General features: G+C 64.6%; 27 protein-coding genes. 11 read left to right on the top strand and 16 right to left on the bottom strand.

Annotated features, from left to right (window positions below):
* The first annotated feature begins 617 nt into the window (after positions 1-617).
* From AB0313_RS20505 to AB0313_RS20495, 3 genes are all read left to right on the top strand, one after another.
* The gene (locus tag AB0313_RS20505) at positions 618-1568 is read left to right on the top strand and encodes a ferritin-like domain-containing protein (RefSeq protein ID WP_366308011.1); all 951 of its coding nucleotides are present in this window, start codon (positions 618-620) and stop codon (positions 1566-1568) included.
* 989 nt (positions 1569-2557) lie between these two features.
* Positions 2558-3130, top strand: coding sequence for a VTT domain-containing protein (locus AB0313_RS20500; RefSeq protein ID WP_366308009.1), 573 nt, complete (start codon positions 2558-2560; stop codon positions 3128-3130).
* Positions 3123-3749 carry a CDP-alcohol phosphatidyltransferase family protein gene (locus tag AB0313_RS20495; RefSeq protein ID WP_366308007.1) on the top strand — a complete coding sequence of 209 codons (627 nt, stop codon included), beginning with the start codon at positions 3123-3125 and terminating at the stop codon, positions 3747-3749. The genes AB0313_RS20500 and AB0313_RS20495 overlap by 8 nt, the downstream gene beginning before the upstream one ends.
* On the opposite strand, the gene AB0313_RS20490 is transcribed toward AB0313_RS20495, so the two are convergent.
* Positions 3703-5154: an FAD-dependent oxidoreductase gene (locus tag AB0313_RS20490; RefSeq protein WP_366308005.1), complete on the bottom strand. Its 1452-nt coding sequence runs from the start codon at positions 5152-5154 to the stop codon at positions 3703-3705. The genes AB0313_RS20495 and AB0313_RS20490 overlap by 47 nt on opposite strands.
* Before the next feature lie 162 nt (positions 5155-5316).
* Here AB0313_RS20490 and AB0313_RS20485 point away from each other — a divergent pair, with 162 nt between their 5' ends.
* From AB0313_RS20485 to AB0313_RS20455, 7 genes are all read left to right on the top strand, one after another.
* Positions 5317-5910, top strand: a complete 594-nt coding sequence (locus AB0313_RS20485; RefSeq protein ID WP_366308003.1) for a methyltransferase domain-containing protein — start codon at positions 5317-5319, stop codon at positions 5908-5910.
* Positions 5911-5980: 70 nt separating this feature from the next.
* The gene (locus AB0313_RS20480; RefSeq protein WP_366308001.1) at positions 5981-7408 is read left to right on the top strand and encodes a hypothetical protein; all 1428 of its coding nucleotides are present in this window, start codon (positions 5981-5983) and stop codon (positions 7406-7408) included.
* Between the two features lie 67 nt (positions 7409-7475).
* Positions 7476-7622 (top strand): hypothetical protein, encoded by a 147-nt coding sequence (locus AB0313_RS20475; protein ID WP_366307999.1) that lies wholly within the window; start codon positions 7476-7478, stop codon positions 7620-7622.
* A 155-nt stretch (positions 7623-7777) separates the two neighbouring features.
* A complete protein-coding gene (locus AB0313_RS20470; protein WP_366307997.1) occupies positions 7778-8239 on the top strand; it encodes a hypothetical protein in 462 nt (153 codons plus the stop codon).
* The gene (locus AB0313_RS20465; RefSeq protein WP_366307995.1) at positions 8229-9017 is read left to right on the top strand and encodes a Crp/Fnr family transcriptional regulator; all 789 of its coding nucleotides are present in this window, start codon (positions 8229-8231) and stop codon (positions 9015-9017) included. The genes AB0313_RS20470 and AB0313_RS20465 overlap by 11 nt, the downstream gene beginning before the upstream one ends.
* A 109-nt stretch (positions 9018-9126) precedes the next feature.
* Positions 9127-9675, top strand: a complete 549-nt coding sequence (locus AB0313_RS20460; protein WP_366307993.1) for a carboxymuconolactone decarboxylase family protein — start codon at positions 9127-9129, stop codon at positions 9673-9675.
* Between the two features lie 136 nt (positions 9676-9811).
* Complete coding sequence (locus tag AB0313_RS20455; protein ID WP_366307991.1) at positions 9812-10750, top strand: ABC transporter substrate-binding protein; 939 nt, start codon at positions 9812-9814, stop codon at positions 10748-10750.
* Between the two features lie 57 nt (positions 10751-10807).
* On the opposite strand, the gene AB0313_RS20450 is transcribed toward AB0313_RS20455, so the two are convergent.
* The 7 genes from AB0313_RS20450 to merA all read right to left on the bottom strand — a co-directional run bounded on the left by AB0313_RS20450 (position 10808) and on the right by merA (position 18281).
* On the bottom strand, positions 10808-12319 hold the full coding sequence (locus AB0313_RS20450) for a permease (RefSeq protein WP_366307989.1): 1512 nt from the start codon (positions 12317-12319) through the stop codon (positions 10808-10810).
* A gap of 309 nt (positions 12320-12628) precedes the next feature.
* On the bottom strand, positions 12629-13447 hold the full coding sequence (locus AB0313_RS20445; RefSeq protein WP_366307987.1) for an alpha/beta fold hydrolase: 819 nt from the start codon (positions 13445-13447) through the stop codon (positions 12629-12631).
* Positions 13444-14211 carry a DUF427 domain-containing protein gene (locus AB0313_RS20440; protein ID WP_366307985.1) on the bottom strand — a complete coding sequence of 256 codons (768 nt, stop codon included), beginning with the start codon at positions 14209-14211 and terminating at the stop codon, positions 13444-13446. Before AB0313_RS20440 ends, AB0313_RS20445 begins: the two co-directional genes overlap by 4 nt.
* A gap of 8 nt (positions 14212-14219) precedes the next feature.
* Positions 14220-14894 (bottom strand): haloacid dehalogenase type II, encoded by a 675-nt coding sequence (locus AB0313_RS20435; protein WP_366307984.1) that lies wholly within the window; start codon positions 14892-14894, stop codon positions 14220-14222.
* A gap of 208 nt (positions 14895-15102) precedes the next feature.
* Positions 15103-15429, bottom strand: a complete 327-nt coding sequence (gene trxA, locus AB0313_RS20430) for a thioredoxin (RefSeq protein ID WP_366307982.1) — start codon at positions 15427-15429, stop codon at positions 15103-15105.
* Positions 15426-16790 carry an NAD(P)/FAD-dependent oxidoreductase gene (locus AB0313_RS20425; RefSeq protein ID WP_366307980.1) on the bottom strand — a complete coding sequence of 455 codons (1365 nt, stop codon included), beginning with the start codon at positions 16788-16790 and terminating at the stop codon, positions 15426-15428. The genes trxA and AB0313_RS20425 overlap by 4 nt, the downstream gene beginning before the upstream one ends.
* Before the next feature lie 45 nt (positions 16791-16835).
* Complete coding sequence (gene merA, locus AB0313_RS20420; protein WP_366307978.1) at positions 16836-18281, bottom strand: mercury(II) reductase; 1446 nt, start codon at positions 18279-18281, stop codon at positions 16836-16838.
* 240 nt (positions 18282-18521) lie between these two features.
* On the opposite strand from merA, the gene AB0313_RS20415 reads away from it, so the two are divergent.
* Positions 18522-18911: a heavy metal-responsive transcriptional regulator gene (locus AB0313_RS20415; RefSeq protein WP_366307976.1), complete on the top strand. Its 390-nt coding sequence runs from the start codon at positions 18522-18524 to the stop codon at positions 18909-18911.
* Between the two features lie 13 nt (positions 18912-18924).
* On the opposite strand, the gene AB0313_RS20410 is transcribed toward AB0313_RS20415, so the two are convergent.
* The 8 genes from AB0313_RS20410 to AB0313_RS20375 form a co-directional block, all read right to left on the bottom strand.
* A complete protein-coding gene (locus AB0313_RS20410; protein ID WP_366307974.1) occupies positions 18925-19209 on the bottom strand; it encodes a DUF427 domain-containing protein in 285 nt (94 codons plus the stop codon).
* A gap of 604 nt (positions 19210-19813) precedes the next feature.
* A complete protein-coding gene (locus AB0313_RS20405) occupies positions 19814-20050 on the bottom strand; it encodes a hypothetical protein (RefSeq protein ID WP_366307972.1) in 237 nt (78 codons plus the stop codon).
* Between the two features lie 436 nt (positions 20051-20486).
* Positions 20487-20918 carry a hypothetical protein gene (locus AB0313_RS20400; RefSeq protein WP_366307970.1) on the bottom strand — a complete coding sequence of 144 codons (432 nt, stop codon included), beginning with the start codon at positions 20916-20918 and terminating at the stop codon, positions 20487-20489.
* Entirely contained in the window at positions 20915-21421 is a 507-nt protein-coding gene (locus AB0313_RS20395; protein ID WP_366307968.1) for a hypothetical protein, read from the bottom strand. The genes AB0313_RS20400 and AB0313_RS20395 overlap by 4 nt, the downstream gene beginning before the upstream one ends.
* Before the next feature lie 59 nt (positions 21422-21480).
* Entirely contained in the window at positions 21481-21951 is a 471-nt protein-coding gene (locus AB0313_RS20390; RefSeq protein ID WP_366307966.1) for a cupredoxin domain-containing protein, read from the bottom strand.
* A 57-nt stretch (positions 21952-22008) separates the two neighbouring features.
* Positions 22009-22746, bottom strand: a complete 738-nt coding sequence (locus AB0313_RS20385; RefSeq protein ID WP_366307964.1) for a class F sortase — start codon at positions 22744-22746, stop codon at positions 22009-22011.
* Between the two features lie 34 nt (positions 22747-22780).
* On the bottom strand, positions 22781-23530 hold the full coding sequence (locus AB0313_RS20380) for a hypothetical protein (protein WP_366307962.1): 750 nt from the start codon (positions 23528-23530) through the stop codon (positions 22781-22783).
* Positions 23531-23723: 193 nt separating this feature from the next.
* Positions 23724-24380 carry a hypothetical protein gene (locus AB0313_RS20375; RefSeq protein WP_366307960.1) on the bottom strand — a complete coding sequence of 219 codons (657 nt, stop codon included), beginning with the start codon at positions 24378-24380 and terminating at the stop codon, positions 23724-23726.
* Positions 24381-24865: the final 485 nt, after the last annotated feature.

Raw genomic sequence — 24865 nt, 5'->3', positions numbered from 1 at the left:
ATCCCGACACCCGGGATGATGTTCCGAGTCCCAGCCAGCCCTAGTCAAATTCGTCGTCCACCAGGGCCCCGGCTGAAAGGCCAGCTGCTCTCTGCGAGTTGGAGACATTTCGTGCAGCTCTCCGCCGCATTCACCTCTCGGCGAATTCTCAACGTCTGGGCGCCCCTTTGAGGTTTTCGTCCTCGTTCTCGGAAATCGAGCGGCTCCCAACCCTCCGTCCGGGATCGAATAATACGAACTCCGGACCAATCAAGGAGAGGCAGTCCGGGCCGCTGCAGCCCAGAGCAGTCCTCAGCACGCTGCTGCCCGTCGTTGGAAAGTGACCGTCGTCCGGCAGCCGCTGTAGCCGACTGGCGTAGCCGCGTGCGGGCACGATAATAGGCGCCAAAGAGCATTTCGAAGGATTCAGGAAGCCATTTTTGGAGTGGACGAGGCGACTGAGGATGTTTCAGGATCCCGGTTCTTGGTTTCCTTTCCCGGGTATTGCCAGGGCGAGTACTCTGGCAAGTATCATGGCCGGTCTGGTCGTGGCGACGAGGGTGTCGCAGCGCTGGGGTGCGCTAGAGGAGTATGTTCCTGCCCCCGCCATTTGGTTTTGAATGGCAGGAGAAATGTCCATGTTTGAACAACGCTTTATTGTTGATGCTATTTCCCGGAGTGCTGAGAGCGCGGTGGACCGTCGCCGGTTTTTCCGTGCTGCGGGGTTGAGCGGGCTCACTGCCGGGGCGGCTTTCGTTGCTGCGTCTGCGGTGGCTTCGCCTGCTTTGGCGGAGGAGTCCGAGGGCCCAAGTGACGCGGCGATCCTGAACTTCGCGTTGAACCTTGAATACCTGGAGGCTGAGTTCTATCTCCGGGCCGTGACCGGGATGGGGTTGCCGGATAACATGACCACCGGGACCGGGCAGCGGGGTCCGGTGGTCGGTGGTCGGGCAGTACCGTTCAAGACAGCGCTGATCAAAAAATATGCTGAGGAGATCGCCGGGGATGAAAAATCCCATGTTGCCTTCCTCCGCAGTGCGTTGGGGAGTGCTGCCGTGTCCCGGCCGCGGATCAGCCTTGACGACAGCTTTACCGCCGCTGCCCGGGCAGCGGGACTGATCGGTCTGCACGATAAGTTCGATGTCTACGCCAACGAGGTCAACTTCCTTTTCGGGGCCTTTATATTCGAAGACGTTGGCGTCACAGCCTATAAAGGCGCTGCCCCGTTGATCAGCAATAAAACCTACCTTGAGGCAGCCGCGGGTTTGTTGGCCGTCGAGGCTTACCACGCGGGCATCATCCGGACTACGCTCTACGCTTTAGGGGTCCAGACGCCGGCGATCTACACCACGGTGCAGAAGATTTCGGATGCCCGGGACAGCCTGGACGGGACCACGGACCTGGATCAGGGCATTGGCACAGCAGCGGTGGCCAACCTTGTTCCCACTGATGCGAACGGGCTGGCGTTCAGCCGTAGCGCAGCGCAGGTTTTGAACATCGCCTACCTGAATCCCGACCAAGTCACCTCGGGCGGGTTCTTCCCTGCAGGGGTCAACGGCATTATCAATACCAGCGGCGACAACGACTAAGAACACCGGGACAACCACGGCCCGGGCATGCTGGCGCATGTCCGGGCGTTCCGGAACAAGCCAAATTCCACGACCGCCCGACAAAATCCTGGGACAGGAGCGCCTGCGGGCGGTGTGATGCGTAACGAGGTAAGGGACCTCGGGAGGTGTCGTGTCGTGGGGTGCCCCTCGATGCTGCTGCGGATACGCCCTCCTGGACTCCTTTTGTTGTCTTTATCCCGGAGGGGGTTATCCGTTCAGGCACTCAGGCTGTGACCCTGCTCCGTGCCGTCATGGATGCTTCGAGGTCTTTGGGTGTGGCTTCAACGGCCGGGTGCCCTCGCCGCTACCCGGCCTTGTGCAGCATATTCTGATCAATGATTCCGGCCCGGCCGGCGGCATTCGTGTAGTGCCAGACCACACCCGTCGGCCATTTGCTCCGAGACAGAAGGTGGGCCGGTTGGGGTAGTTCTGGCTGGTCAGGAAGAGGGACTCAACCGCCAGGAATAGCCATTGGACCGGCTGGGCCCACCGGTCATACGACGGATTGAGCCGGTGATCACAACGCAGCCGGGGCCGCCGCTACGCAGGACGAGGCTCAGATGTCAGTGATGGCCTCCAGGAACCACTGCTCGGCCAGTGGTTGCCGGCGCAGTTCGAAGGTCCGCAGCTGTGAGCCCGACCCGCCGGGTCTGATTATCTACCCTTCAACTCCATTTCTGCAGGTCACAGCGGCGATCACGGGTTAGTTACGTTTGGCACGTGCAGAGTGGGAAGGTGTTGCCTATGCATATATCAACTCCGGGCGAGAAGATGGCGGGTTCTGTGCGACAGATTACAGACCAGCAGGTTAGCGGGGGTTAGCTTGATCCGAAAGGCGCTGCCTGGAGCATGCATTCCACGTCAGGAGGAGCGACGATGCGGGAACCTGAATAGTGGTGGGCATGACGGGCCGTCGCCGTGTTTGGGCACGTCTTATGGTGTTGGTGGTTTTTGTTGCAGCCGCTGCTGTGGCCGCGCTGTTGTTCCCGGTACCGAGTGTGGAGGAGGTGCAGAGGTACTTCACTGGCACTCGCTGGGGTCCGGTGGTTTTCGTCCTTGGATATGCCGCGCTGACTCTTACACCGGTGCCCAAGAACGTGCTGTCGATCGGTGCCGGCGTGGTCTTTGGCGCAGCTGGGGGAGTAGGGGTGGTGGTGGTTGCGGCGCTGCTGGGTGCATCAGCTGCGTTCTGGTTGGGGCGGGAGGCTGTTGAGAATTACACCGGTGCCAGGGTAGGGAGACTGGATGAGGTGTTGAAGCGGCGGGGGTTTGTTGCGGTAGTTGGTGTGCGGCTGCTGCCGGTGCTGCCGTTCACGGCGATCAATTACCTGGCCGGGCTGACGTCTGTTGCATGGTGGCCTTATCTGCTGGGTACGGCGTTGGGCATCCTGCCAGGCACGGTCAGTTATGTGACACTGGGGGCTTTCGGGCCGCAGTTCGGCTGGCAAGTCCAGGCCGCCGTGGCCGTGCTTGGGTTGCTGACCGTTGCCGGGCTGGGTATGGCTGTGCGGATGCGCTACAAAGGGGCCGAACGTGTTTGACGCTGCGCTGAGGACACGAACAGGGCCCGTGCTGGAGCGGATGGCCGCAGTCCTGGACCGGCGCTGGATTACACCGGACCGGCTGACTGGGCTGAACCTGTTGTTGGGCCTGGCAAGCGCCGGCCTTGCCGCGGTCCAGTGGTGGATTCCCGCGCTGGTTGGGTGGTTGCTGTGCCGGGCCGCTGACGGCCTGGACGGTCCCCTGTCCCGCCTCCGGCGGCGCCGGTCAGGGGAAGAAGATCCCGGACGGGGCGGCTTTTGGGACATCAGCGCGGACTTCGTTGTGTATGGCGCCACGGTGGTCGGCGTCGGGATGGGTGCCACGGCGGCTTTCGGTGCCCCGTGGCTGCCCTTCCTACTGGTCCTTTTCGCCTACTACATCAATGGCGCCGTGTTCCTGGCCTTCTCATCCATTGCCGAAAAAACCGGCCGTCGCATCGATGACGGACGGTCGCTGTCGTTTATTGGTGGACTGGCAGAAGGAATGGAGACCGTGGTGGTACACAGTTTGTGGCTGGTCTTCCCGGACCTGGCTTGGGTGATCGCCGCCCTCTGGGCCGTGGTGGTGGGGTTCAGTGCTGGGCACCGGATCGTTGCCGGCTACCGGGCTTTGAGCTGATCCGGCGAGCGTCGAGGGTAAGCCGTCGGATAATGGCAAGCCCCTTGATGGCGTTACGTGTCAGAGGGGACCGGAGGCGTTCACGGACATCGAGGACCGCAGCGTTCCAGACCCCGTCAGAGTACGTTGGGTAGGCGTGGGTGGCGCCGGCAATATCGGACGTGGTGAGTTTCTTGTGCACGGCCAGGGACAGTTCAGCGAGGGATTCGCCCGCCCGCGGACCCACGATGGTGCCTCCCACGACGCGGCCGCCGCGGCCTACGAGAAGCTCGGTGAAGCCCTCGGTCCTGTCCTCGGTGACGGCCCGGTCAAGGTGGGAATGCCGCACGGTCCGGGAGGTTGCCGGTTGCCCGGCCCCGCCGCTTGTCACGGCCGCGATCTCGGGTGCGGTGTAGGTGACGCGTGGGATGGCGGGGCTGATCCGGCGTCGGAGCCCGAGGACCGCGTTCGTTGCTGCCACGCTGGCGTGGACGCCGGCCACGTGCGTGAACTGCGGATGGGCGGTGACGTCTCCGGCCGCCCAGATCAGGGGATTGGTGGTTTGCATGTGTTCATCGGTGAGGACATGTGCGCGCTCGTCGAGGTGGACGCCCACGTGTTCGAGGCCGATGCCGATGGTGCGGGGGGTACGTCCGGCTGCCAGCAATACGGTGTCAGCGTCAACAGCGGTCCCGTCTTCAAGGTGCAGCCTGTGCCCCTGAGCGGGGCTGGTGGCATGGCTGACGCTGGAATTCTCCAGGATTGCCACGCCGTCTGCCCTCAGGCTGTCGCGGATGATGTCTACCGCTTCCGGTGTCTCCTTGGGCAGGATGCGGGAGCGGACGATCATGGTGACGTCGGCGCCGAGCCGGGCGAAGGCCTGGCCCAGTTCGCAGGCGATCGGCCCACCGCCCAGGATCGCAAGGCTTTTGGGCAGGCTGATGAGGTCCCAGACTGTTTCGGATGTGACGGTCCCGGCGGGGTCCAGTCCGGCGATTCGGGGTCTGGCGGGTTCCCCGCCTGTGGCGATCAGGGCTTGGCGGAACCGGAGGACCTGCCCGTTCAGGACGGCCGTTCCGGGGCCGGTGAAGGACACGTGTCCGGAGAGCACTTTAACCCCGGCGTCTTCGAGGGCTTCAGGGGTGTCCACGGGCTCGATGGTCCGGATGGCGGCGGCGATTCGTTCCCGGACGGCCGAAAAGTCGGGTTTCCCACCGCCGCCAGGCCGCCGGTTTTTAGCCTGCGCGGCCGCGGAGACGAGCGTCTTGGAAGGGATGCAGCCGGTCCAGAGACAGTCGCCGCCGGTGCGTGCCTGTTCCACCAGGACCGTGCGGGCGCCGAAACCTGCTGCCGTCTTCGCGCCGACGATTCCCGCTGTCCCTCCGCCCAGGACCAGGAAGTCAATGATTCCGTGAGTGGGTGCCATGATGAAGTTCCTAACAGTTGACGCCTGCCTGGCCGTTGGGAAGATACCGGCAGCCGTGCCTTTTTGCGGTCCGGTTGGGGACCTGTTTCAAAGGAGAGAGCTATTCCTGATAAGTACACAGCATTCGCCCCGTTTTACGATGCGCTCTCCGGTGAGTACCCGGTGTATCGGGCGGGACGGGACCGGGGGATTCAAGCACTGGGGCCACGGCCGGGGGAGCAGGTTCTGGATGTGGGCTGCGGAACCGGTCTCAACTTTCCCCTGCTGCAGGAGCGGATAGGCCCTGGGGGCAAGATTGTCGGCATCGACCGGAGCGCCCGGATGCTTGAACAGGCCCGCCGACGCACCACCAGAGCGGGCTGGAAGAACCTCATCCTTATCCAGGCCGACGCCGTCATCCTGGACCCGGCAGCGATCCGGGCCGCCATCCGGGAGCAGGGCGGATCTACGGAATCCGATGCCGCGTTGGCTACTTATTCGCTGTCGCTGATGGCTGAATGGCGGCGGGCCTGGGCCAACCTCAAGGCGCTGCTGAAAGCTGAGGCGCGGGTGGCTGTGGTCGACATGAAAGACCCGGAGGGGTGGGCCCGACTGCTCACTCCCGTGGCGCGGGCGGCGTGCACCCTGGGCGGGGCAGACATAACTGCGCACCCTTGGTTGGCTGTTGAAGAGGACTGCACTAACGTCCTCAGGTCGTCCGCCAGGGCAGGACATTTGCAGATCCGCGCAGGAGCTCTTCACAAAGACCCATCCTGACCGCTTCCAACGCCCGGCTCTGTGCCCCAGATTACTTAACCGGGCGCCGGCTCACCGTAGGGTTGCCGGTATGCGCACAATCGCGGCTCTTTTACGCCAATTTGAACTGCTGACCAGGCCGGTTCATCCGGAGAGCCGCGCCGCGTTGGACCGGCGGTGGGCCGAGCTGCCGGGGCACGTTAAAACCCCCGCCCAACTGTTGGGCAGGACCGCGGTGGGCTGCGAAGGAACCCGCGGAGTCTTTCCCAAATGCAATCTGACCTGCACACCCTGCTACCACTCAGCAGACGCGAACAAGGTAAGGACCGACGGCGGCCACACCGTGAACGCGGTGACGGAACAGATGATGCTCCTCCGCCGTCTGCGCGGACCCCGTTCCCACGCTCAGCTGATCGGCGGGGAAGTAAGTCTGCTCCCGGCCGAAGACCATGCGGCGGCCCTCAAAGCGATGCGCGCGGCTGGCCGCGAACCGATGTCCATGACGCATGGGGACTTCGACTACCAGTACCTTCTCGACGTCGCCCTGGACCGCACTGGACAGCCGCGGTTCCGGAAAGTATCGTTCGCCGCCCATTTTGACTCCCTCATGCGCGGACGCAGGGGAGCACCCCGGCCGCGGAACGAAGCCGAGCTGGATCCGTTTCGGGAGCGGTTCGCGGCCATGTTCACAGCTCTCCGGAAGGACCACGGCATCCGCTCATACATCGCCCACAACATGACCGTAACGCCAACGAACATCGACCAGGTTCCCGGCGTCACCGGTTCCGTTCTGCGTATGCCCTTCGACATGCTCTCCTTCCAGCCTGCCGCCTACATGGGCGATGACAGGAGATGGGGCAAGGACTTCTCCGACGTCACCATTGATGCGGTCTGGGACCGCATCGAGCAAGGCACCGGGCAGCGGATTCCCTGGCAGGGCACCCAGTTCGGGGACACACGCTGCAACCGCACCGCACTGGTCCTCCGGGCCGGCGGCACTCTCGCGCCTCTGATTGACCCGGACAGCCCCGACGATATTGATGCCCGGGATAGGCTGCTGGCCCATTTCGGTGGCATGTACTTCGGTGGGACGCCCCACTGGATCGTCGCCGCCAAAATCATCAGGGCCCTGCTCACCCACCCCGCCGACGTCCCAGTGGTTCTGCGCTTCGGGCAGCGCCTGGCACAACGCGCCGGCGGCCTGCGCCACATCTTCGCTTCCGCATGCGCCGGCGAACTGTCCTTCCGTACCTTCGTGGTGCACAACTTCATGGACGCAACGGACGTCGCGCCGGCGTGGGATCTTTTGGAGAAGGGCGTGGTTAGTGAGGACCCGAAAACCCGGGAGGTCCAGGAACGGCTACGCGCCTGCATGTACACCATGGGCCACCCCGAGACCGGACAACTGGTCCCCGCGTGCGTCCAGCATTCCGTCATGGACCCTGCCGAAAACGCCGGCCTGCGCAAGCTCCTTCCACTCACCCCTCGCGGACACGGAGCGTCGCGGGCACGCCCTTGACTTCCCCTGACTGGAAGGTTTTAGCGTGAATTTACCGGCAACCAATAACTGAGGAAAGGATCTGGTCATGGCATTGCAGGAAGGCGAGATCTACCGCTGCCCCGATGAGGACTGTGGATGCGAAATTACGGTCACCAAAGGAGCGGCCCCGGGACACGGCGGGGACCGCAATCCGACGTGCTGCTGCGGGCACGTCATGGAAAAGGCGGGCTGACGCCTGATACCGGGCCTGCCCGGCAGGGCCGGGCTGCACCTCCCCGTACCCTGTCGGGACCCCCTCCCGTTATGTGTCCACGTTTACAGAGCAGCCCGTTGCTCCCGGCCTATCTTTCGAAGGTAAGCAGTTCCGCTTCAACGAAAGGCAGCACGATGTCCGCTACATCTCCTGTGGCGCACCAGCCACACCCTGTCACGGGTCACCTTGCCCGGCGCATCACCGCCGGCGTCACCGGCGGTATCGCCGGTGGTCTCGTCTTCGGTGTGCTGATGGCCATGATGGGCATGCTTCCGATGATCGCCTCCATGGTCGGTTCGGACTCCGCCTGGGTGGGCTTCGGAATCCACCTGGTGATCTCAATCCTGATCGGACTGGTCCTGACCGTGCCGTTCGCCGGGCTCCTGAAGACCTACGGCCGGGGCACGCTGGTCGGCATGGGCTACGGGGCGCTCTGGTGGGTACTCGGCCCCCTGCTGATCATGCCGATGATGCTTGGCATGCCGCTCTTCATGGTGAACGCGACGGCAGGATGGTCCCTCATGGGCCACCTGATCTACGGGATCATTCTTGCTGTGGTCGCCGCCCGGGTCCTGAAGCGCGCCGATGAGCGATAAGTGGGAAGAGGGGCTGGAGGCCGCCGTCGGTGGCCCCCGGCCCTGGTCGCCGGGCCAGCGGGAACCATACCCACTCACTTCCGGCCCCGATGATCCGTTCAACTGCCTGAACGAGGTGGATCTCTTCGCGGACCTGAGCGCTGAGGAGATGCGCGCGATGGACATGATGGCGCCGGCGCGGATGTTCCGCCGGGGGGAACTCGTCTTCAGCCAGTCACAACCCGTCACCGCGCTGTTTATCCTCAAATCGGGTCGGATCCGGATTTTCCGTGTGACCGAGGACGGCAAGGCCCTCACCATGGCAATTCTGGAACCGGGGGCAGTCTTCGGGGAAATGCTGCTGGTGGGCCAACGCATGTATGACAACTACGCCGAGGCCATCGAGGACGCCGCCATCTGCCAGCTTGGCGTTGAGGATGTGGAGCGGTACCTGATCTCTGACCCGCGCATCGCGATCCGCATTTCCCGGCTGCTGGGGGAACAGGTAGCCCGGCTGGAGGAGCGCCTCACGGACCTTGCCTTGCGGCCACTCCTGGCCCGTACCGCCTCCTTGTTGATCAGCCTCGATGCTGCGGCGCCCAGCGGCCGCTTCGGCCAGGGCAAAGCCATCCGCCTCACTCACGAACAAATCGCCGGTCTTCTCGGGGCAACCCGGGAAGCCACGAGCAAGGCGTTGGCAGATTTCGCTGCCAAGGGAATCATCCGTCAAGGCCGCGGCCGCATCACCATCCAGAACGCGGCAGCCCTGCGGGCGGCGGCAGTGAGCAGCGGCCCGTGAGCTGCAGACACTCGATCGGTCGCGCACATTGGTCGGGTATCCGGGGACCCCCAACCCGGGGCAGTGCCCCCATTGACCCGGCAAGACCTGACACACCAAGGAGTTACACATGCCCCGCATTCGCGCACATTCTCTCGAGACGGCACCGCACGAATCCAAGGAGCTGGCCGCCACCATGCAACGGCGGATGGGAAGGCTGCTGAACATCCATGCCGGAATGGCCCACTCACCGGTAGTGATCGCAGCCTATGACGGCATATCGAAGGCCATTGCCGCCCACGGTTCATTCGATGCCCGGACCAAGGAAGCGATCGCCCTGGCAGTTGGCAACCAGAACGATTGCGACTACTGCCAGGGCGCGCACACGGTGTCGGCCCGCAAAGCAGGTCTCACTGACGAACAGATCATCGCGATCCGTGCCGGTGAAGTGGACTTCGACCCGAAACTGGCGGCCATCACGGAGGTGGCACGGGAAGCGGCCGCGCGGACCGGGAACGTTTCCGAGCCCGTATGGGAGGCAGCACTGGACGCGGGATGGACCGACGAAGAGTTCGCTGAGGCATTCGCACATATCGCCGCAAACCTGTTCACGAATTACTTCAACCATTACGCGGGGACAGAGCTGGACGTTCCCGCTGCACCGCCCCTGAACGACTAGCAACCGGCTGTTGCACCCGGGGCCCGGCCCGCGGCCGGGCCCGGGGAACCGCGGCGGCTGCTCCGTCCGACCTTTGCCGGCAGCCTGCGCAGCCACACTCATGCCATCCAGGATCTACCCTTTTGAAGGAAAACTGATGTGGAACTCTTTTGTCCGGCCGGCCAGCATCATGACCGGCTTCCTGCTCATCCTGGGCGTGGCCGGCTGCAGCTCACCAGCAAACCCTCTGCAGGACAAACAAGAGACGGGCCCGGCCACCGGGGGACCGCTGCTCGTAGGGTCAGCGAATTTTCCCGAGAGTGAGACACTCGCCGAAATTTACGCCGGTGCCCTCAATGCAGGAGGCGTGCCTGCTCAGACCAAACCACAGATCGGATCCCGGGAGGTCTACGTCAGAGCCGTGCAGGACGGCTCGATCGACCTGGTCCCCGACTACAGCGGCAATCTCCTGCGATACGTGGACAAGAGTGCCACGGCAACCAGCGCGGCGGACGTGATGAAAGAACTGCCGGGCAAGCTTCCGGCCCGGCTGGGCGTGCTCGAACCGGCCGCAGCCGAGGACAAAGACGCCATCGTCGTCACAGAACAAACCGCGGCGAAGTACGGGCTGAAAACCCTCGAGGACCTGGGGAAGGTCTGCGACCGGATTGCGCTGGGCATGCCGCCCGAGGCACAGGAAAGGCCCCAGGGCCTGCCCGGGCTTAAGGCGACCTACGGATGCGTCCCGAAGGAGTTCGTGCCCTTCAGCGACGGTGGCGGCCCCGTGACCCTCCGGGCACTGCTGGATGACAGGATCCAGGCGGCCGACATCTTCACCACGTCACCGCTGATTGCCGGCAACAACCTGATCGCCCTTGAAGATCCCAGGAACAACTTCGCCGCCCAGCAGGTTCTGCCCCTGATCCGCAGCGACCGTGTCGACAGCAAGGCCAAAGACATCCTCAACAAAGTCTCGCGGGTCCTCACCACCGAAGATCTGGTGCAACTTAACAAAAAAGTCTCCGGGGATGCCAAGCAAAGCCCCCGGGACGCCGCAACGGCCTGGCTGAAGGAAAAGAACCTCGGCAGCAGCTGAGTTTCCGCGGCGGACCTGCAGCAGCAGGCGCCCAGAGAGCCAGACCAGGCGCCGGGCTCAGGTGCGTGAGTAACCGGCCGGGTCAGCGGCGAAGGTGTCACGGCAACCTTCTGAGCAGAAGTAGTAGGTCCTGCCGTTGTGGACAAGGACTGCGCCCGGGTTGGCGGTATCGACGCTCATCCCGCACACCGGATCCCCCACCGTGACGGCCGCCAGGCCGCCGTCCTTTTCCGGTAACCCAGAGGACTCGTCATCACGGCCTGCCTTCGACTCCGGGGCACCTGGTGGCATGGGTTCGGTACCGGGCTGATGGATGTATTTTTCGGGGTTAGTCACGAATTTTCCGTGGCACCGGTCGGAGCAGAAGTAATACGTTGTTCCAGCATGAGTGTGGGCGGCGGGGGCATGGGCGCGCTCCACCTGCATCGCGCACACCGGGTCTTTGGCGTATTTTTCCATCCCGCCGAAGCGCTCCCTGTTCCTGTACAGCCAGTAGACCACCGCCGCGACGGCGATGAAGAGGATGTTCAGCCAGGTGGTGTAGTTCCATTGAAAGGACGTGTGGGCGATCTGTGCGGGACGGGCGGGAGCGGGAATCCCCGCAGCCCGGAAGAGCAGGTCCACGGCGAGCCCGGAGACGCTCATGACCGCCCAGAACGAGAAAAAGATCCGGGTCGCGATGCGGCGTCCATAAAACTTGGCGTAGATGATCACCAGCGGCAGGGCGATCAGGTCCGCGAAGACGAACGCGACGGTCCCGCCGAAGCTTAGCCCGCCCTTGAACAGGGCCGCGGCCAGGGGAACATTCCCGATCGAGCAGACGAAGCTGATGAACGCCACAAACGGGCCCACGATGACGTTCTCCAGATCCGTCCACAACCCGTGACCCGAAAAGAACACGACGTTATAGGCCGAGGCGGGGACAGCGACAGCCAGAATTCCGGCGACCAGGTAGCCGATGAGCAGTTCACGGCGCAGCATGCTCAGGTCCGAGACAGCGTAACCGGCCGCGTCAGCCCAGCCTGCCTTCGACCGCAACCGCTGCCACAGGCCCACCCCGTGCCGCTCAGCCTCGTCAGACTCCACGGCACGGCCCGTCACGCTGGCACGGGAGTTAAGCCGTTCCCTGGCCTGTTCGAGTTCGGCGGCAGGGAAAACACGCGGGGCGATCAGCACGAACAGGGCGATCATGATCGCCCCACCAATAAATTCGGCCAGCGCGAACTGCCAGCCGATCAGCAGCCACAGCACGATACCCAGTTCGACCACCAGGTTCGTGGAGGCGACCATGAAGACCATCGCCGCGGTGAAATCCGCGCCACGCTGGAATAGCGATTTCGCCAGCGCCGTCGCCGCGTAGGAACAGCTTGAAGACGCGGCCCCAAGGAACCCTGTGCGCACCACCGTCCCGGGCCGGTGATCACCCATGGCTTTCTGCATCTCGTGCCGGGACACGAACGCCTGCACCGCCCCGGACAGGGTAAATCCGAAAATCAGGGCCCACAAGGTCGCCCACAACATGAAAAACGCCTCCAGCAGGCTCTGCCCCGCCGTCTGCACAAGCATCATCAGCGCATTCCCTCTCTGTCCCTCACGCCCGAGGGGCCGGCCGGTGCCCCTCCAGCCCCCGAACAGCCGGGCCGGGCCCCGTGGTTCGTTGCGGCCCGCCCGGGATCCCGCCAGCGGGTCAGCAGGTGCCCAAGTTCGCGAAGCACGAACCCGATTCTGCCCGCAGGCCCGGCGTCACAGCCGGGCACCGCCGGCATGTCCTTCCCTTCGCCGCGCTGCGGTGCATTCCCATGTCTGTTGCTCATCACTTCTTCCTCCCCGGTGGCGTCATCCCGTTCTGACCTCCGCTGGGCGGGGCCGCCGGTGCTGTCATGCCAAGTGTTCGAGGATGGCCGCCGCGACCTGTCCAGGGCTGTCCTCTGTTGGAAGGTGTTTTCCCGGCACTTCGACAAGGTCTGTTGCGGGAATTTCCGTCGCATAGCGGCGGGCAAAGCTGATTTTCTGGAATTCGTCGTCGCGGCCCCAGACCAGTCGCGTCGGGACGGCCGCGGCTTTCAAAGCCGGAACGAGTTCCAGGGTATAGCTGGCATCCGCAGCCGCGGCCATCGCCATCCAGGACCGGCCCCTGGCCGGATCCTTCCAGGGTGCGACGTAGTCGGCCACCTCATCCTCGCTCAGCTCCCGGGTTACGGCTTTGCGGGTCGTTTCGGCCCTGGCGGCGACCATGTCGTTGACTCCCATCCCCGCGCGCACTTCCGGGTCACGGAACCTCTCAACCGCCGGTACGGGCCAGGAGTCGAACATCACCGAGTTCATCAGGACCAACCGCCGCACCCGCTGCGAGGTTGCCGCCAGGTGCTGGGCGATTCCGCCGCCGATGTCGTGCCCGGCGAGGTCGAAATGATCCAGGCCCAACGCGTCCGCTGCAGCCAGCACGGTCTTTGCCAGCTTCGGCACGGTAGCGGTCTGGATGTCCAGCTCGCCGCTGCTGGCACCGAAGCCCGGGAGGTCAAGTGCCACACACCGGCCCTGTGCGGCCAGGGCAGGGAGCACCGGGAGCCAGACTCTGCTCCAAAAGGTGCCATGCAGCAAAAGCAACGGCGTGCCGCTGCCCGCGCCCGCCTCCAGGTAGGACAACCCTGTGCCGTTGACGTTGACTGTCTTCCGCAGCACCTGTTCTTCAGTCATGCGCTTCTTCCTTCCACGTCAATGATGGTCCGTTCGTCATAGAAGGCGATCAGGCCTTCAAGATGCGTGGCGTCCTGAAGGGGCGCCTCGTAGCTCCAGGCGATGTTTTCACCCCTGGATCCTCCACCGGTGACTGACCAGTAGGAGGCTGTGCCCTTATACGGGCAGATCGTGCTGTGCGAGGTTCGGTTCAGAACCCCGAAGTCGACGTCCTCCCGGGGCAGGTAGGTCCGCACCGGCAGCATCGTCTCGTAGACAAAAACCGGCCGGACGCTTTCGGCCAGGGCCGTTCTCCCGTAGCCCACCCTGACCCGGCGCGAGGAGGCGCGCGCGTCGACCCGGTGGAAGGGGTCCCGGGGGTGGCCTTCGATGACCTCGTCTTCCTCGCGCCATTGGCCAAACGCGCCAAAATCCAATAGGACATGGCCCGCCAGATCAGCGTCAGCAAGTCTGAATCCTGCCTCCGGCAGTTCCAGGTCCCCGTTTCCCAGGGTCAGCACCTGGCCCTCGGTGGTGTGGGCAGAGAAGTGTGAACGCGGGCCTTCCCTGAGCCGGCCGGTGGCCGCGGGCAGCAGATCTGCGGCGATGTCTGCGTCCGGGACCGCGAAGACAGGTGTCAGTTTCCGCGGCTCGAACACGAGAATGGCGTCCTGGGAATCCACAAGAGTCGCGCCTCCGGCGTCCGCCCTGATACGGCGGGGGGTCGGCTCGTAGCGCAGCTGGTGTGCCAGCGCCCGCATTTCCGAGCTCAGACGAACAGCCATGCCCGGCCTCAGCTTCCTTCAGACAGGGCCGGGACCAGATCATCGAGGGTGGACACGGTGTAGTCAGGGGCCTGGAAATAGTCCGGGTACGGGCCGCCTGTCCTGTTGATCCAGGCGGTGGCCAGGCCAGCGCGTGACGCGCCGTGAATGTCCCAGGGGTGAACGGCGACGAGGAGCATCTCCTCCGGGTCGGTGCCGCAGGCGGAAGCGGCGTAGTCGTAGGACTGCCTGCCTGGTTTCCAGGCCGGGGCATCCTCCACGGAGAGCAGAAGCTCGAAGTTGTCCCGGATGCCCGCATCGGTAAAGAGTTTCTCGGCGACTTGTGTGGAACCGTTGGTCAAGGTGGTCAGGCGGTATCCGGCTGCGTGGAGGGCCTTGACGCCGGCAATGACATCCGGGTGCAACCCGAGACTGGAGAACCCGGACATGACGTGTTCCACGGCAGCCTCGGTGTCCCGGTTCAGGTCCATGCCGGTCAACAGGCCGCGCAGCGCTTCGGAGCCGATCCCGGCGAAGCTGCCGTTGTCTCCGGCGGCGGTGAGGGCAAAGCCGTCCCGCAACAGGGTAGCGAACCATAGTTTCGCCACGGGTGCCGGGGCGCCTACGTCAACGAACCGCTGGCCCATGGGGGACATATCCGAAAGGGTTTCGTTGACATCGAAAACAATGAGTGAGGGCTTCATACTGGTTCTCCTTCAGTAGCACTTGCTTGCCGGTGGCCGCAGAGCCGGCGCGAGGTTCATGCGGCCTGTGGCCGGTATCACATTCCGGGTCTGGTCAGCCCCCGGGGCATCCTGATCCTTTACGCTCTGTTCAACCATGCTGGGGCCGGGGACACAACCGTAACGGCGGCACCACCTGGGTCGGTTCTCCGAAGTTTTCCGCAGACGGTCATCGCAGGTACTGCGCGAATTCCGTCTCAAGGTATTGCCTGGGCCGGGCACCGACTACTGATGACTTCAGGGCCCCGTCCTTGAACAGGTAGATGGCCGGGATGGAGGTGATGCCGCACTCCGCGGCTACCTGGGGGTTTTCGTCGATGTTGACCTTCACGGCGTCGACTGTGTCGGCGTGCTCGGCGGCGATTTGGTCCAGGACGGGAGAGACCATCCTGCAGGGCCCGCACCAGTCCGCCCAAAAATCCACGATGACCGGCTTGTCCGATCGCAACACTTCGTGGTCGAACGTGGCATCGGTGACATCCCTTGCGACGCTCATAGGGTTTCCTTTCTGTATTTGAGGTTCTCAAGGGCCATTTGGAAAGCCTCGCTGTAGCTGGGGAACTGCGCAACCTGGTCGTGCAGGGCTGCGATCGGGATCCGGGTCCGGATGGCGAGGGAGGCCTGGTGGATCCATTTCCCGGCCAGGGGCGACACGGCCCAGGCCCCGATGAGGGTCCCTTCGTCGGTGTCGGTGAGCAGTCCGAGCTGTCCGCGGGGTTCCTGCTCATAGGTCCAGGGGCGTGCGAGTGATTCGGCGAGGTCCAGTTCGGCGAACGCGGTGGATCGTCCCTGCTCGTCGGCCTGGGCTTGGGTGATCCCCGCGGCCGCGATTTCCGGATCGCCGAACACCACGCGCGGGATGCCCTCGTAGGTGGCCGGATGCGGGCGGCCGAGGATGGCGTCGGCGGCGATACGGCCCTGGTACTTGGCAACGTGGGTGAAGGGCATGACGCCGGTGACATCGCCGATCGCCCACACATTGTCAGCCGCCCGGCAATATTCATCGACCTGCACCGCGCCCCGGTCATCGAGGCTAACCCCTGCCGCTTCGAAGCCCAGGTCCTTGCTCCGGGGCCGGCGGCCCGTCGCGAAAATGGCGACGTCGGCTCTGACCGATGTGCCGTCGTCGAGCTCCAGAACGCTGTCGTTCTCTTCCCTTCGGCCCCGGACGGCACGGACGGCCAGCCGCACCTTGACGCCGGCCTCCTCGAGATAGAGCCGGGCCAGCTCACCAACACGGGGTTCATCGCGTTCCAGCAGACCGTGACCGCGGTGAACAAGGGTCACGTCGACGCCGAAGCGGGCCAGGAAGGTGGCCGTTTCGATGCCTACTGCGCTGCCGCCAATCACTGCTGCCCGTTTCGGCAGGGTGGTGGCGGTGAAGGTTTCCCGGTTGGTCCAGGTGGTGATGCTTTCTGCGCCTTCCAGGGCGGGGACGACGGCTTCGGAGCCGGTGGCGATGATGATGTGCTCGGCGGTGAGGGTCCTGTCGCCCGCCTGCACGGTGCCCGGACCAGTGATCCGTGCTTCGGCCTTGATGACCGTCGCGCCCTGCCCCGCGTAGCCGTCGACCTGGGCTTTGTCGTCCAGGTGCCGGACCATGTAGTCCCGGTAGTCGCTGGCCGCAGCCCAGTCCAGGGACGCTCCTGTGACGCCGGCCGTCCGGTCTGCCGCGGTCCTCGCTTCGGGCGGCCGGAGGAGGGTTTTGGAGGGCACGCAGGCCCAGTAGGCGCATTCACCGCCGATCAGTTCGCGTTCAATGACCACGACCTTCCTGCCCGCCTTCAACAGCCGGCTGGCTGCCACTTCACCCCCGGGGCCCATGCCCAGGACGGCCACATCGAAGTGCTCTTCCATCAGTTCCTGCCTTTCGTGGTGGTTCGGCCCGCCCCCGGAGCGCGTTCAGGTTGCGCAGCAGGAGAGCCGGGAAATGTCCGTGGTGTAGGACTGGGCCGCGATCTTGATCCCTTCGGCCATGGTCAGGTAGGGGCTCCACAGGTTGGCGACCTGGTCAACGGTCATGCCTGCTGCCAGGATGTAGACCCCTGCGGCGGCAATGTCACCGGCTTCTTTCCCTACGGCGGTGAGTCCAAGGATCGTGCCGGTGCCGTTCTCGGCCACGAGTTTGATGAAGCCCCGGGTGTCGCGGTTCACCAGGGCGCGCGGAACGTACTCCAACGGCAGCACACGGCATTCACAATTGATCCCGGCGCCGTTTGCCTCCTTGTCGGTCAGCCCGACGGCGGCCATCGCCGGGCTGGTGAAGGCCACACGCGGCAGGTGGCGGTAATCAACCTCGCGGCCGGCGCTGGTGAAGGCATTGTCCACGGCCAGGGCGCCGTGGGCGGATGCGACGTACACGAACTCCCGGTGCCCGGTGACATCGCCCGCGGCCCAGATCCGCGGGTTGGTACTGGCCAGGGTCTTTTGCACCAGGATCTCGCCCCGGTTCCCGGTCTTCACCCCGACCCTCTCCAGCTCCAATCCCTCAGTAACGGGGCGTCGTCCGGTGGCCATCAGCAGCCGGGCGGCCCGGAACTCCTGCCGGCTGCCTGCGACGTCAGCCACCGCCCTCACCCCGCCCGTGCTTTCATCCCGGCCGACCGAGGCCAGGGTCGCGCGCCGGATCACCCGGATACCCTCATCGGTGAAGACACTCATCAATGCCAGCGAAACTTCAGGTTCCTCTGCCGACGCGAGCCGGGAACGCACCAGCATGGTCACCCTGGATCCCAGCCGCGCGAACAGCTGGGCCTGCTCCAGAGCCACATAGCCGCCGCCGACCACCAACAGGGACTCCGGGACCTCTTCCAGCTCCATCGCCGTCGTGGACGTCAGGTAGCCGGTATCTTCCAGCCCGGGTACCGGCGGAGCCCAGGGCGCCGACCCCGTCGCCACGAGGTAGTGGGATGCCGTGACCGTCTCCCCGGCGCCGTCGGGGGAAGCGATGTCCAGGACCGGTTCGTGGGGTGTGCCCGAGAAAGTCGCGGTGCCCTGGCGGAGCTCCCAGCCGTAGTCCTCAATCAGATCGACATACTTCTCCGAACGCATCCCCTCTACCAGCTCACGCTTCCCGCTCATCAGTCCCGGCATGTGCACCGGGCCAGCGTCTGCAGTGATCCCTGGAAATCTTCCCCCGGCGTCCTGAGCCACGTGCCGGGCCTCGGCGGCGGCAAGCAGCGCCTTGGAAGGAACGCACCCGGTGTTCACGCAGGTCCCGCCAATTGTTGACCGCTCCACTATTAACACGCTCTTGCCCAGGTTGGTGGCGCGGATGCCCGCAGCGAAGGCACCCCCGCCTGACCCGACAATTGCCAGATCAAAATCAAAACGTCGCTTAGCAAACATGAAACCTCCGGATCCGGCATTGACGACGAGTCCGCGACCGGCCGTGAAACTTTCCGGGCACATGCTCGTCCTTCCTCGTCCCACCCTGCACCTTCCCCTATAGGGGAAGGTCAAGAAAGCCGGGCACCCCTGGCGCGGAAGGTTCGACTGGCCAGGAAATACCTTCACCTAAACTGGAACGTAGGGATCGTCCGGAGCCTCAAAAGCACCCGCCCCGGATAGTGGAAACGAGGACCATAAATGCGTATCGGTGAAGTTGCCGAAGTTGTGGGGATGACGCCCAAGACCCTTCGCTTCTACGAGGAACAGGGTCTGCTCCCGGCAGCCCGACGCGGCACCAACGGTTACCGGCAGTACGACCAGGACAGCGTGGACCGCCTTGATTTCATCGCCCGGGGCAGGGCTGCAGGGCTGTCCGTCAACCAGATCCGCGGCATCCTCGCCGTCCAGGAGCCCGGCAGCGCCCCCTGCGCCCACGTCCGCGACATTCTGGCCGGCCAACTGGCTGAACTGGATGCGAAAATTGCTGAACTGACAGCCCTCCGGGCAGGGGTGGCCGCCTCCTACCAGTCGGTCGCGGCCGGGGACCCGGCTGCCTGCGACCCGTCCAGGATCTGCAGCTACCTCTGACCACCCGGGCACGTCACTTCTCGATCCTCACGCCCCGCCAGAAAGCAATACGATCCTTGATCGGCGCAGCCCGCTTCTTGGGGTCGCTGTAAAACCAGGCCGCATCGACGTTGACTCGGCCATCAACCTCAAGCGTGTGATAGCTGGCCCGCCCCTTCCACGGGCAGATGGAATACATGTCGCTGTCCCTCAAATACAGCGGATTTACCGCCTCACGCAGAAAATAGTGATTGCCCTCAACCACTACCGTATCCTCCGACTCGGCAATGACTTTCCCGTTCCAGATTGCCCTGACCATATTCTTACCTTTCACCGTTTTCTGCGTATCCGGATGCGCGGAGACAACGCCCCCGTCGACACGGCACGCAGATGCTCTTCCCGTAGCCGCAACGATAGAGCGACCCTTGGCCGGGGTTCTGCGATCTCGAACACACACACCACACCGGGCCGGTCTGTTCAAGCTGTTGCCACCGGGTTGTTCTCCTGGATGTGGCGGGCTGGCCAACCTAGTCCCACAGTGATGCGCTTCGCCCGAGCAGGGTCGGGGGCTCGAACACAGGAGCGGGGAGCCGGTCATCCTCGTTCATGGCATCCCCACTTAACTAGCCTCTGGCGCCACGTGCCTCTGGTTCAGGGGCGGTCCGTCGCGCGGGAAATGCCCGGCTACGGCTCCGCCCCCTTGGGCTCCGCGCCAGGGTGGTTTGGGTGAAGCAGACCGTTCCAGAGGACCGAGTTCGGAGAACGGTTCGCCGCGGAACTGAGCTGCAACCTGATCGGGATCCCCAAGAGCAAACACTTCAGCCCCGGAAAACCAGCCCGAAACGATCGCTTCAGCCATCAACTCGCTGCTGTCCGAGGCCCAGTATCCACTGTCTTGCTCGCGGAAACCATGTCGCTGGGAATTAGGCACGCTCCCGGGCTGGGCGGTTTGTTTCGGTCATCAGGGCACGGTTGACGTTGTGTGCTGCCTCCAGATCGGATGAGAGTGCTTCCACGTTCTGTCGAAGTTGATGGATCCGTTGGATAGCCTTGCTGGCCTGGTCGGCGAGGATGGGGTTTTGGTCTGCCGGTTCTTGAACGAGAATGCTTTGGGAGTGCGCGTCGGTGCCGTCGAGCTGGTCCCCGAGAAGTTCCGACATGCGGCGTTGATGCCGCTGCAGTTCTTGGGCGGAGCCGTTGGTTCTCCTAGCGCAGGCCTTGGTTATCTATGCGCCCGGTGGGCGGGTGGCTGCAAGGGTGGCCAGGTCTCGGATCACGCGCTGCATTTCATGTTCCCGGCGCGCCGGATGAGAGGTTTGTTGTGCGGCGCGTGGTTTTGCGAGCCGGGTCCTGGGAGGCGCGGGTACCGGTACTACGCCGCAAGGCTGGCTTTTGGTTGGACCTTCGGTGGCTTCGGCGGTGATGACTGTGCTCAAAGGTCCCCCTTGACCTGATCGCGTGGGTGAACGTTCACCCTCTGGGGACACTCTAAGAAGCTGCGGGATGCGCCGGAAGAACATCGGGGCAGGTTCCCGGCTTATTGTTCCAATCTTGAGCTTTCGTCAGGTCCCCTGTGGCCGGTGGGGTCGGTTTCCGTCATTGTTTGGTGGTGTTGCTTTTCCGGATCAGGCTCGCGCAGGTGAGCAAGGCTGCGGCTTCTGTCAGGACGGAGATGATGCCGAGGGGTTCGAACCAGTTGCCGATGTCATCTTCGATCATGGGCAGTCCTACGGTGCGTGAAAGAACGTAAGCGGTGATGGCCGCCGCGGTCATGATGACTGCCGCGGCGTAGGACAATGCGTCCGGATGCCAGGTGAGCAACGCGGCCAGGACCAGGCAGGCCACTGTCAGCAGGATGAAAAGCACTCCGATGTAGGGTGCTTCGCGCAGGTGGGAGGGAATGACGGGAATGTGCGCGGCACCGGCCGCGGCGAGCATGCCGGCCCCGAACAGCCGCGTGCTTCGGAGCGCCGTGGCACTGGTCTGGGGTTGCCCGACTGGGCTGGCCGTGCTGGAGGTGGTCGTCATTGTTGATCTCCTTGGTTGAGGGGTCGGGCGGGGGCTCGGCGCAGGGTAGTGGCGGCTGTGATCGTGGCGATGGCCTGGGCCAGCGCGGTCAGGGCTTTTTCGGTGAACCAGACGGGTTCGTACATTGAGGGGAAGGGTCCGAAAGCCGGGACGTCGATGTACCGGTAGAGCAGCAGGGCGCCCAGCCCTCCGGCGGCGATGATCAAGGCCGCAAGATAGGCTCCCTTGCCGGGCCGGACCAGGACGTAGATGGCGGCTGCAGCGGCTGCGGCGGCTTCGATGTAGAAGAGGTTTCCTTCACCGATACCATCGGGCGCGGCGGACTGGTAGCCGGGGGCGAGCCGGGCGTGGATCAGGGCATCAACTGCCAGGGCCGCCACTGTGAGTAACCGGAGGATGACAGGCACCGGCGGACGGATGCGGCCACTGCCCGCGGAGGCTGCCGCAGGCTTGGGTGGGGCCGGGGGGTCCTTCCGGGAGCTGGGGTGCCTGTCGGGTTTCATGGGGCGTCCTTACCGCGATGTTGCCCCGGTGGGGCGGGGTTTGATGCACGTTCCCGGCCTTATTTGACGGTCAGGCTGCCGTGCATGTTGGAGTGGTAGGTGCAGTGGTAGGAGTAGGTTCCGGGTTTCGCCGGGGCGATGAAGGTGGTGCTGGTCCCTGCTTTGACGACTGCGTCGAAGGAGCCGTCATCGGCGGTCACGGTGTGAGCTTGACTGTCCATGTTCATCACAGTCACTGCCGCTCCGGCGGGGACGCTGTCCGGGCCGGCATAGGCGAAGGATTTGATGTGGATCGTCGCTTCGGCCATGGCGGCGGGACCGCTGGAGACCCCCATTGAGGAGGGCATTGACGGGCCGGTGGAAGAAGCGCCCATGCTGTGGTCCATGGAGGGGGTGGATGATGCTGTGCCCGATGGCGCTCCGGGTGAGTTGGTCGTTTGTCCGCTTGTCCCGCAGGCGCTGGCTCCGATGACGGTGGCCGCGGCGAGCACGGCGAGGGTGATTCGTTGACGTGTCCTGCTTGTCCTCATGGGTTTTCCTCTTTCACGGAGCTGACGGGAGTTGCCCTTGGTGCCCCGGCCTCATGTTCAGGCGGGGTGGCTGGAGGTCAGGTGGGCGTAGACGACGGTGTTGTCCAGGTACTCCCGGGTGGCCCGGTCATAGCCGCCGCAGGTGATGAGCCGGACCTCGGGGCGGTCCGCGTTCTGGTACACCTCGATGGTGGGGAAGTTGGCTTTGCGGTAGACGTCGACTTTGTCCACGGTGAAAACCGCGGCGGTGTGGTCCGCGCGGGTGACGGTGATGCTCTGGCCGGCAGTGAGCTCGTGGAGCCGGTAGAACAGGCCGATGTCACTGGTGGTTGCGTTGACGTGCCCGAGGATGACTGCGGAGCCTGTCTGGCCCGGGGTTGGGGAGTCCTGGTACCACCCGGCGGGTGAGCCGGGTTCCCCGGACGGGGTCTGGACTTCACCGTTGGCTTGCTTGCCCACGGGAGCCACGGCCGCGTCCACGCCGATGGCGGGTACCTCCACCCGGACCGGCAAGGAGGCAGGCAGCCCGGCGCCCGGAGCGGGAGGAGCGGCTGCAGGCGTGAGGGGCGCCGCTGCCGGTGGGGTGAGCGGGCCCGTTGAAGGCGTTGGTGCGGAACTTCCGGCATCAGGGGATGGGGTCCGGGCCGGTGCGCTCGAGACTGCGGCGGGTCCCGCGGTGACGGGAGGTTCGGCGTGCAGCCCGAGGCCGATGGTGGTGATGCCGCCGGCCAGGAGCAGCGCGGCCGCCGCGGACGCGATAAAGCGTCCGCGGCTGCCGCTGGGCTGGGATCCCATCAGGTCCTGCCTGTTCCCGATGCCTTACCGGCCCCTAGGCTGCCATCTTGCGGCGGAGGGCGTAAGCGCCGCCTGCTGCCAGGACCAGGCCGCCGCCGGCAGCGAGCAGGCCCAGATCAGGGCCAGCCGGGGCAGGGGTGGTGATCCCGGTTCCCGGGGCTCCGGCGGGCATGGCCTTCAGAGTCCCGCACAGGGCCGGTGAGGTGGCGGCCAGGGGCAGGGACGGTACCAAGTCGCTGGGTTCCTTCTGGGCCGCTGCGGGCAGGGTGGCCGGGTCCAGGCCATGGACAACTACGACGGCGGTCCCGGCCTTGAGCGAATCAGCGGTCTTCGCATCCAGGGTGAAGGTCCGGTTGTAAGTGTAGGAGGCGCCCATCCCGGCGACCTTCAAGTCGGTACCGGCTGCCGGGCTGGTGTCGCCGCTGGTGGACAGGGTCGCGCCAATCCCGCCGTAGAAGGGGGCTCCTTCAGTGGTGCTGATCACGCCGTCTTTGCTGGTGTCCGCTGACATGTCCGGGCAGGTGCCCTGCGCGCCGATGTGGATGTGCTGGACGTGCGGGTACGGACTGCCATTGAACATGGCGGCCAAGCCCGAGACCTTTTCGGTGACCGTTGCCTGGTCACCGTTAACGGTGATCATGACCGTTCCCGAGGCATTGCTGCCGTTGATCGCGGCGAGATTCGCCTGGTACATCGAGTTGTCCGCGGCCAGCGCCGGGCTCGTGGAGAGTGCAAGGGCGCCCACGGCAAGAACCGGGGCGATCAGGAAAGCAGACTTCTTCATGACTTTTTCCTCCAATGACGATGAGCATTCCCCTGATTGGGCGCGCCCATGACTGTGACAGTGATGATTCGTTGTGCTCCACGTCACGGATTGGTGGCACTTGGGGAATGCTTTTCCACCTCCGGACCGGGGCCCTACCAGCCCGGTCCCGAGGTCGGAACCGTGAGGTCTGGTTCTGTGGTCTGCCAGGGACCTATTCGGACCAGCAGGCCAGAACCGTGGTGGCCACCTGGTACGCGAAGGCGCCAGAGGTAACGTCGTGCGGGCCGAGGGTCGCAGGCAGTCTTGTCGCGTCGACGGTGAGGACGAAGTTGTCCTTGACGAAAACCACGGCTGCCGGGGTCTGGAAAGCCTGGAAACCAAGATTCGCCATCCCTTCGATCGGCCGGGCGGAAGCGGTTTTCTGCTGCAGCGCCTCGAAGTGGGCGCGGGCGCCGGCAGGGTCCGGCGTCTCCTTGACCGAGAGCACGAACGACCCGGGCGGCAGCGCATAGGTGCACGTGTAGAGGCTGTCCGCCCATGCATCGGTGGTCGGTGGCGGTGACGGAAGCGCCAGGATCCTTGCGATGCTGGACCGGGTTTCGTCCCCGCAAATCATCTTCGCCGCCGGTGACGGTGAGTCAGCGGCTGTTGCGGCCGTGACATCAGCAGAGGAGGGGGAGGCAGAGGAACCACCATCTGCTGTGGCAGGTGCGGTCCCGGATACTGACCGAAGGGCCCCGGGATCGGTGGCTGCCGGCATGGCACCGGAGTCCGGGCCCGCAGCGCACCCGGCCAACAGTGCCGCGGACACGCCCGCAGCACCCAGCCAGGCCATGCGGGCATTGAAGGCGCGGGTTCTGCTTTTCATGGCACCCTTCCAGACATTCCATGGCCGAATTTTCACGACTTTCTTTCACCTGATATTCGTTGCAGCACAGTCCATGGACGGGCGCCTCCTGTCTCCTTCCCGGCCGGGACTGTGCTCGTTCACCCCGATAAGAGGAGCCTGTTCCAGAATTTTTCGTTTTCCCGGTCCGGACCCATCCGCGGCGACTGCTATGCGCGGGATCGGTCCCGGCCTCTGGGGTGCAGCGGCCCGGACAGCCTCTCCTTGACTGGTCCGGAGTTCCTATTATTCGATCCCGGGCCGGAGAGTTAGGGAGATCCCGATTTCGGAGAACGAGGACGAAAACCTCAAAGGCCCGCCCGACGCTGAGAATTCGCCGGGAGGTCGATGCCACGGAGAGCTGCACGAAACGTCTCCAACTCGCAGCGAGCAGTCCGGGCTCGCGGTGGACGACGAATTTGACTATGGCTGGCTGGGACCGGGAACGTCATCCCGGGTATCGGGAC

The organism is Pseudarthrobacter sp. NPDC080039 (genome assembly GCF_040702335.1).
Classification (GTDB): Bacteria; Actinomycetota; Actinomycetes; order Actinomycetales; family Micrococcaceae; genus Arthrobacter; species Arthrobacter enclensis_A.
The sequence above is the reverse complement of the archived record's forward strand: the minus strand, read 5'-3'. Positions and strand labels throughout refer to the sequence as shown.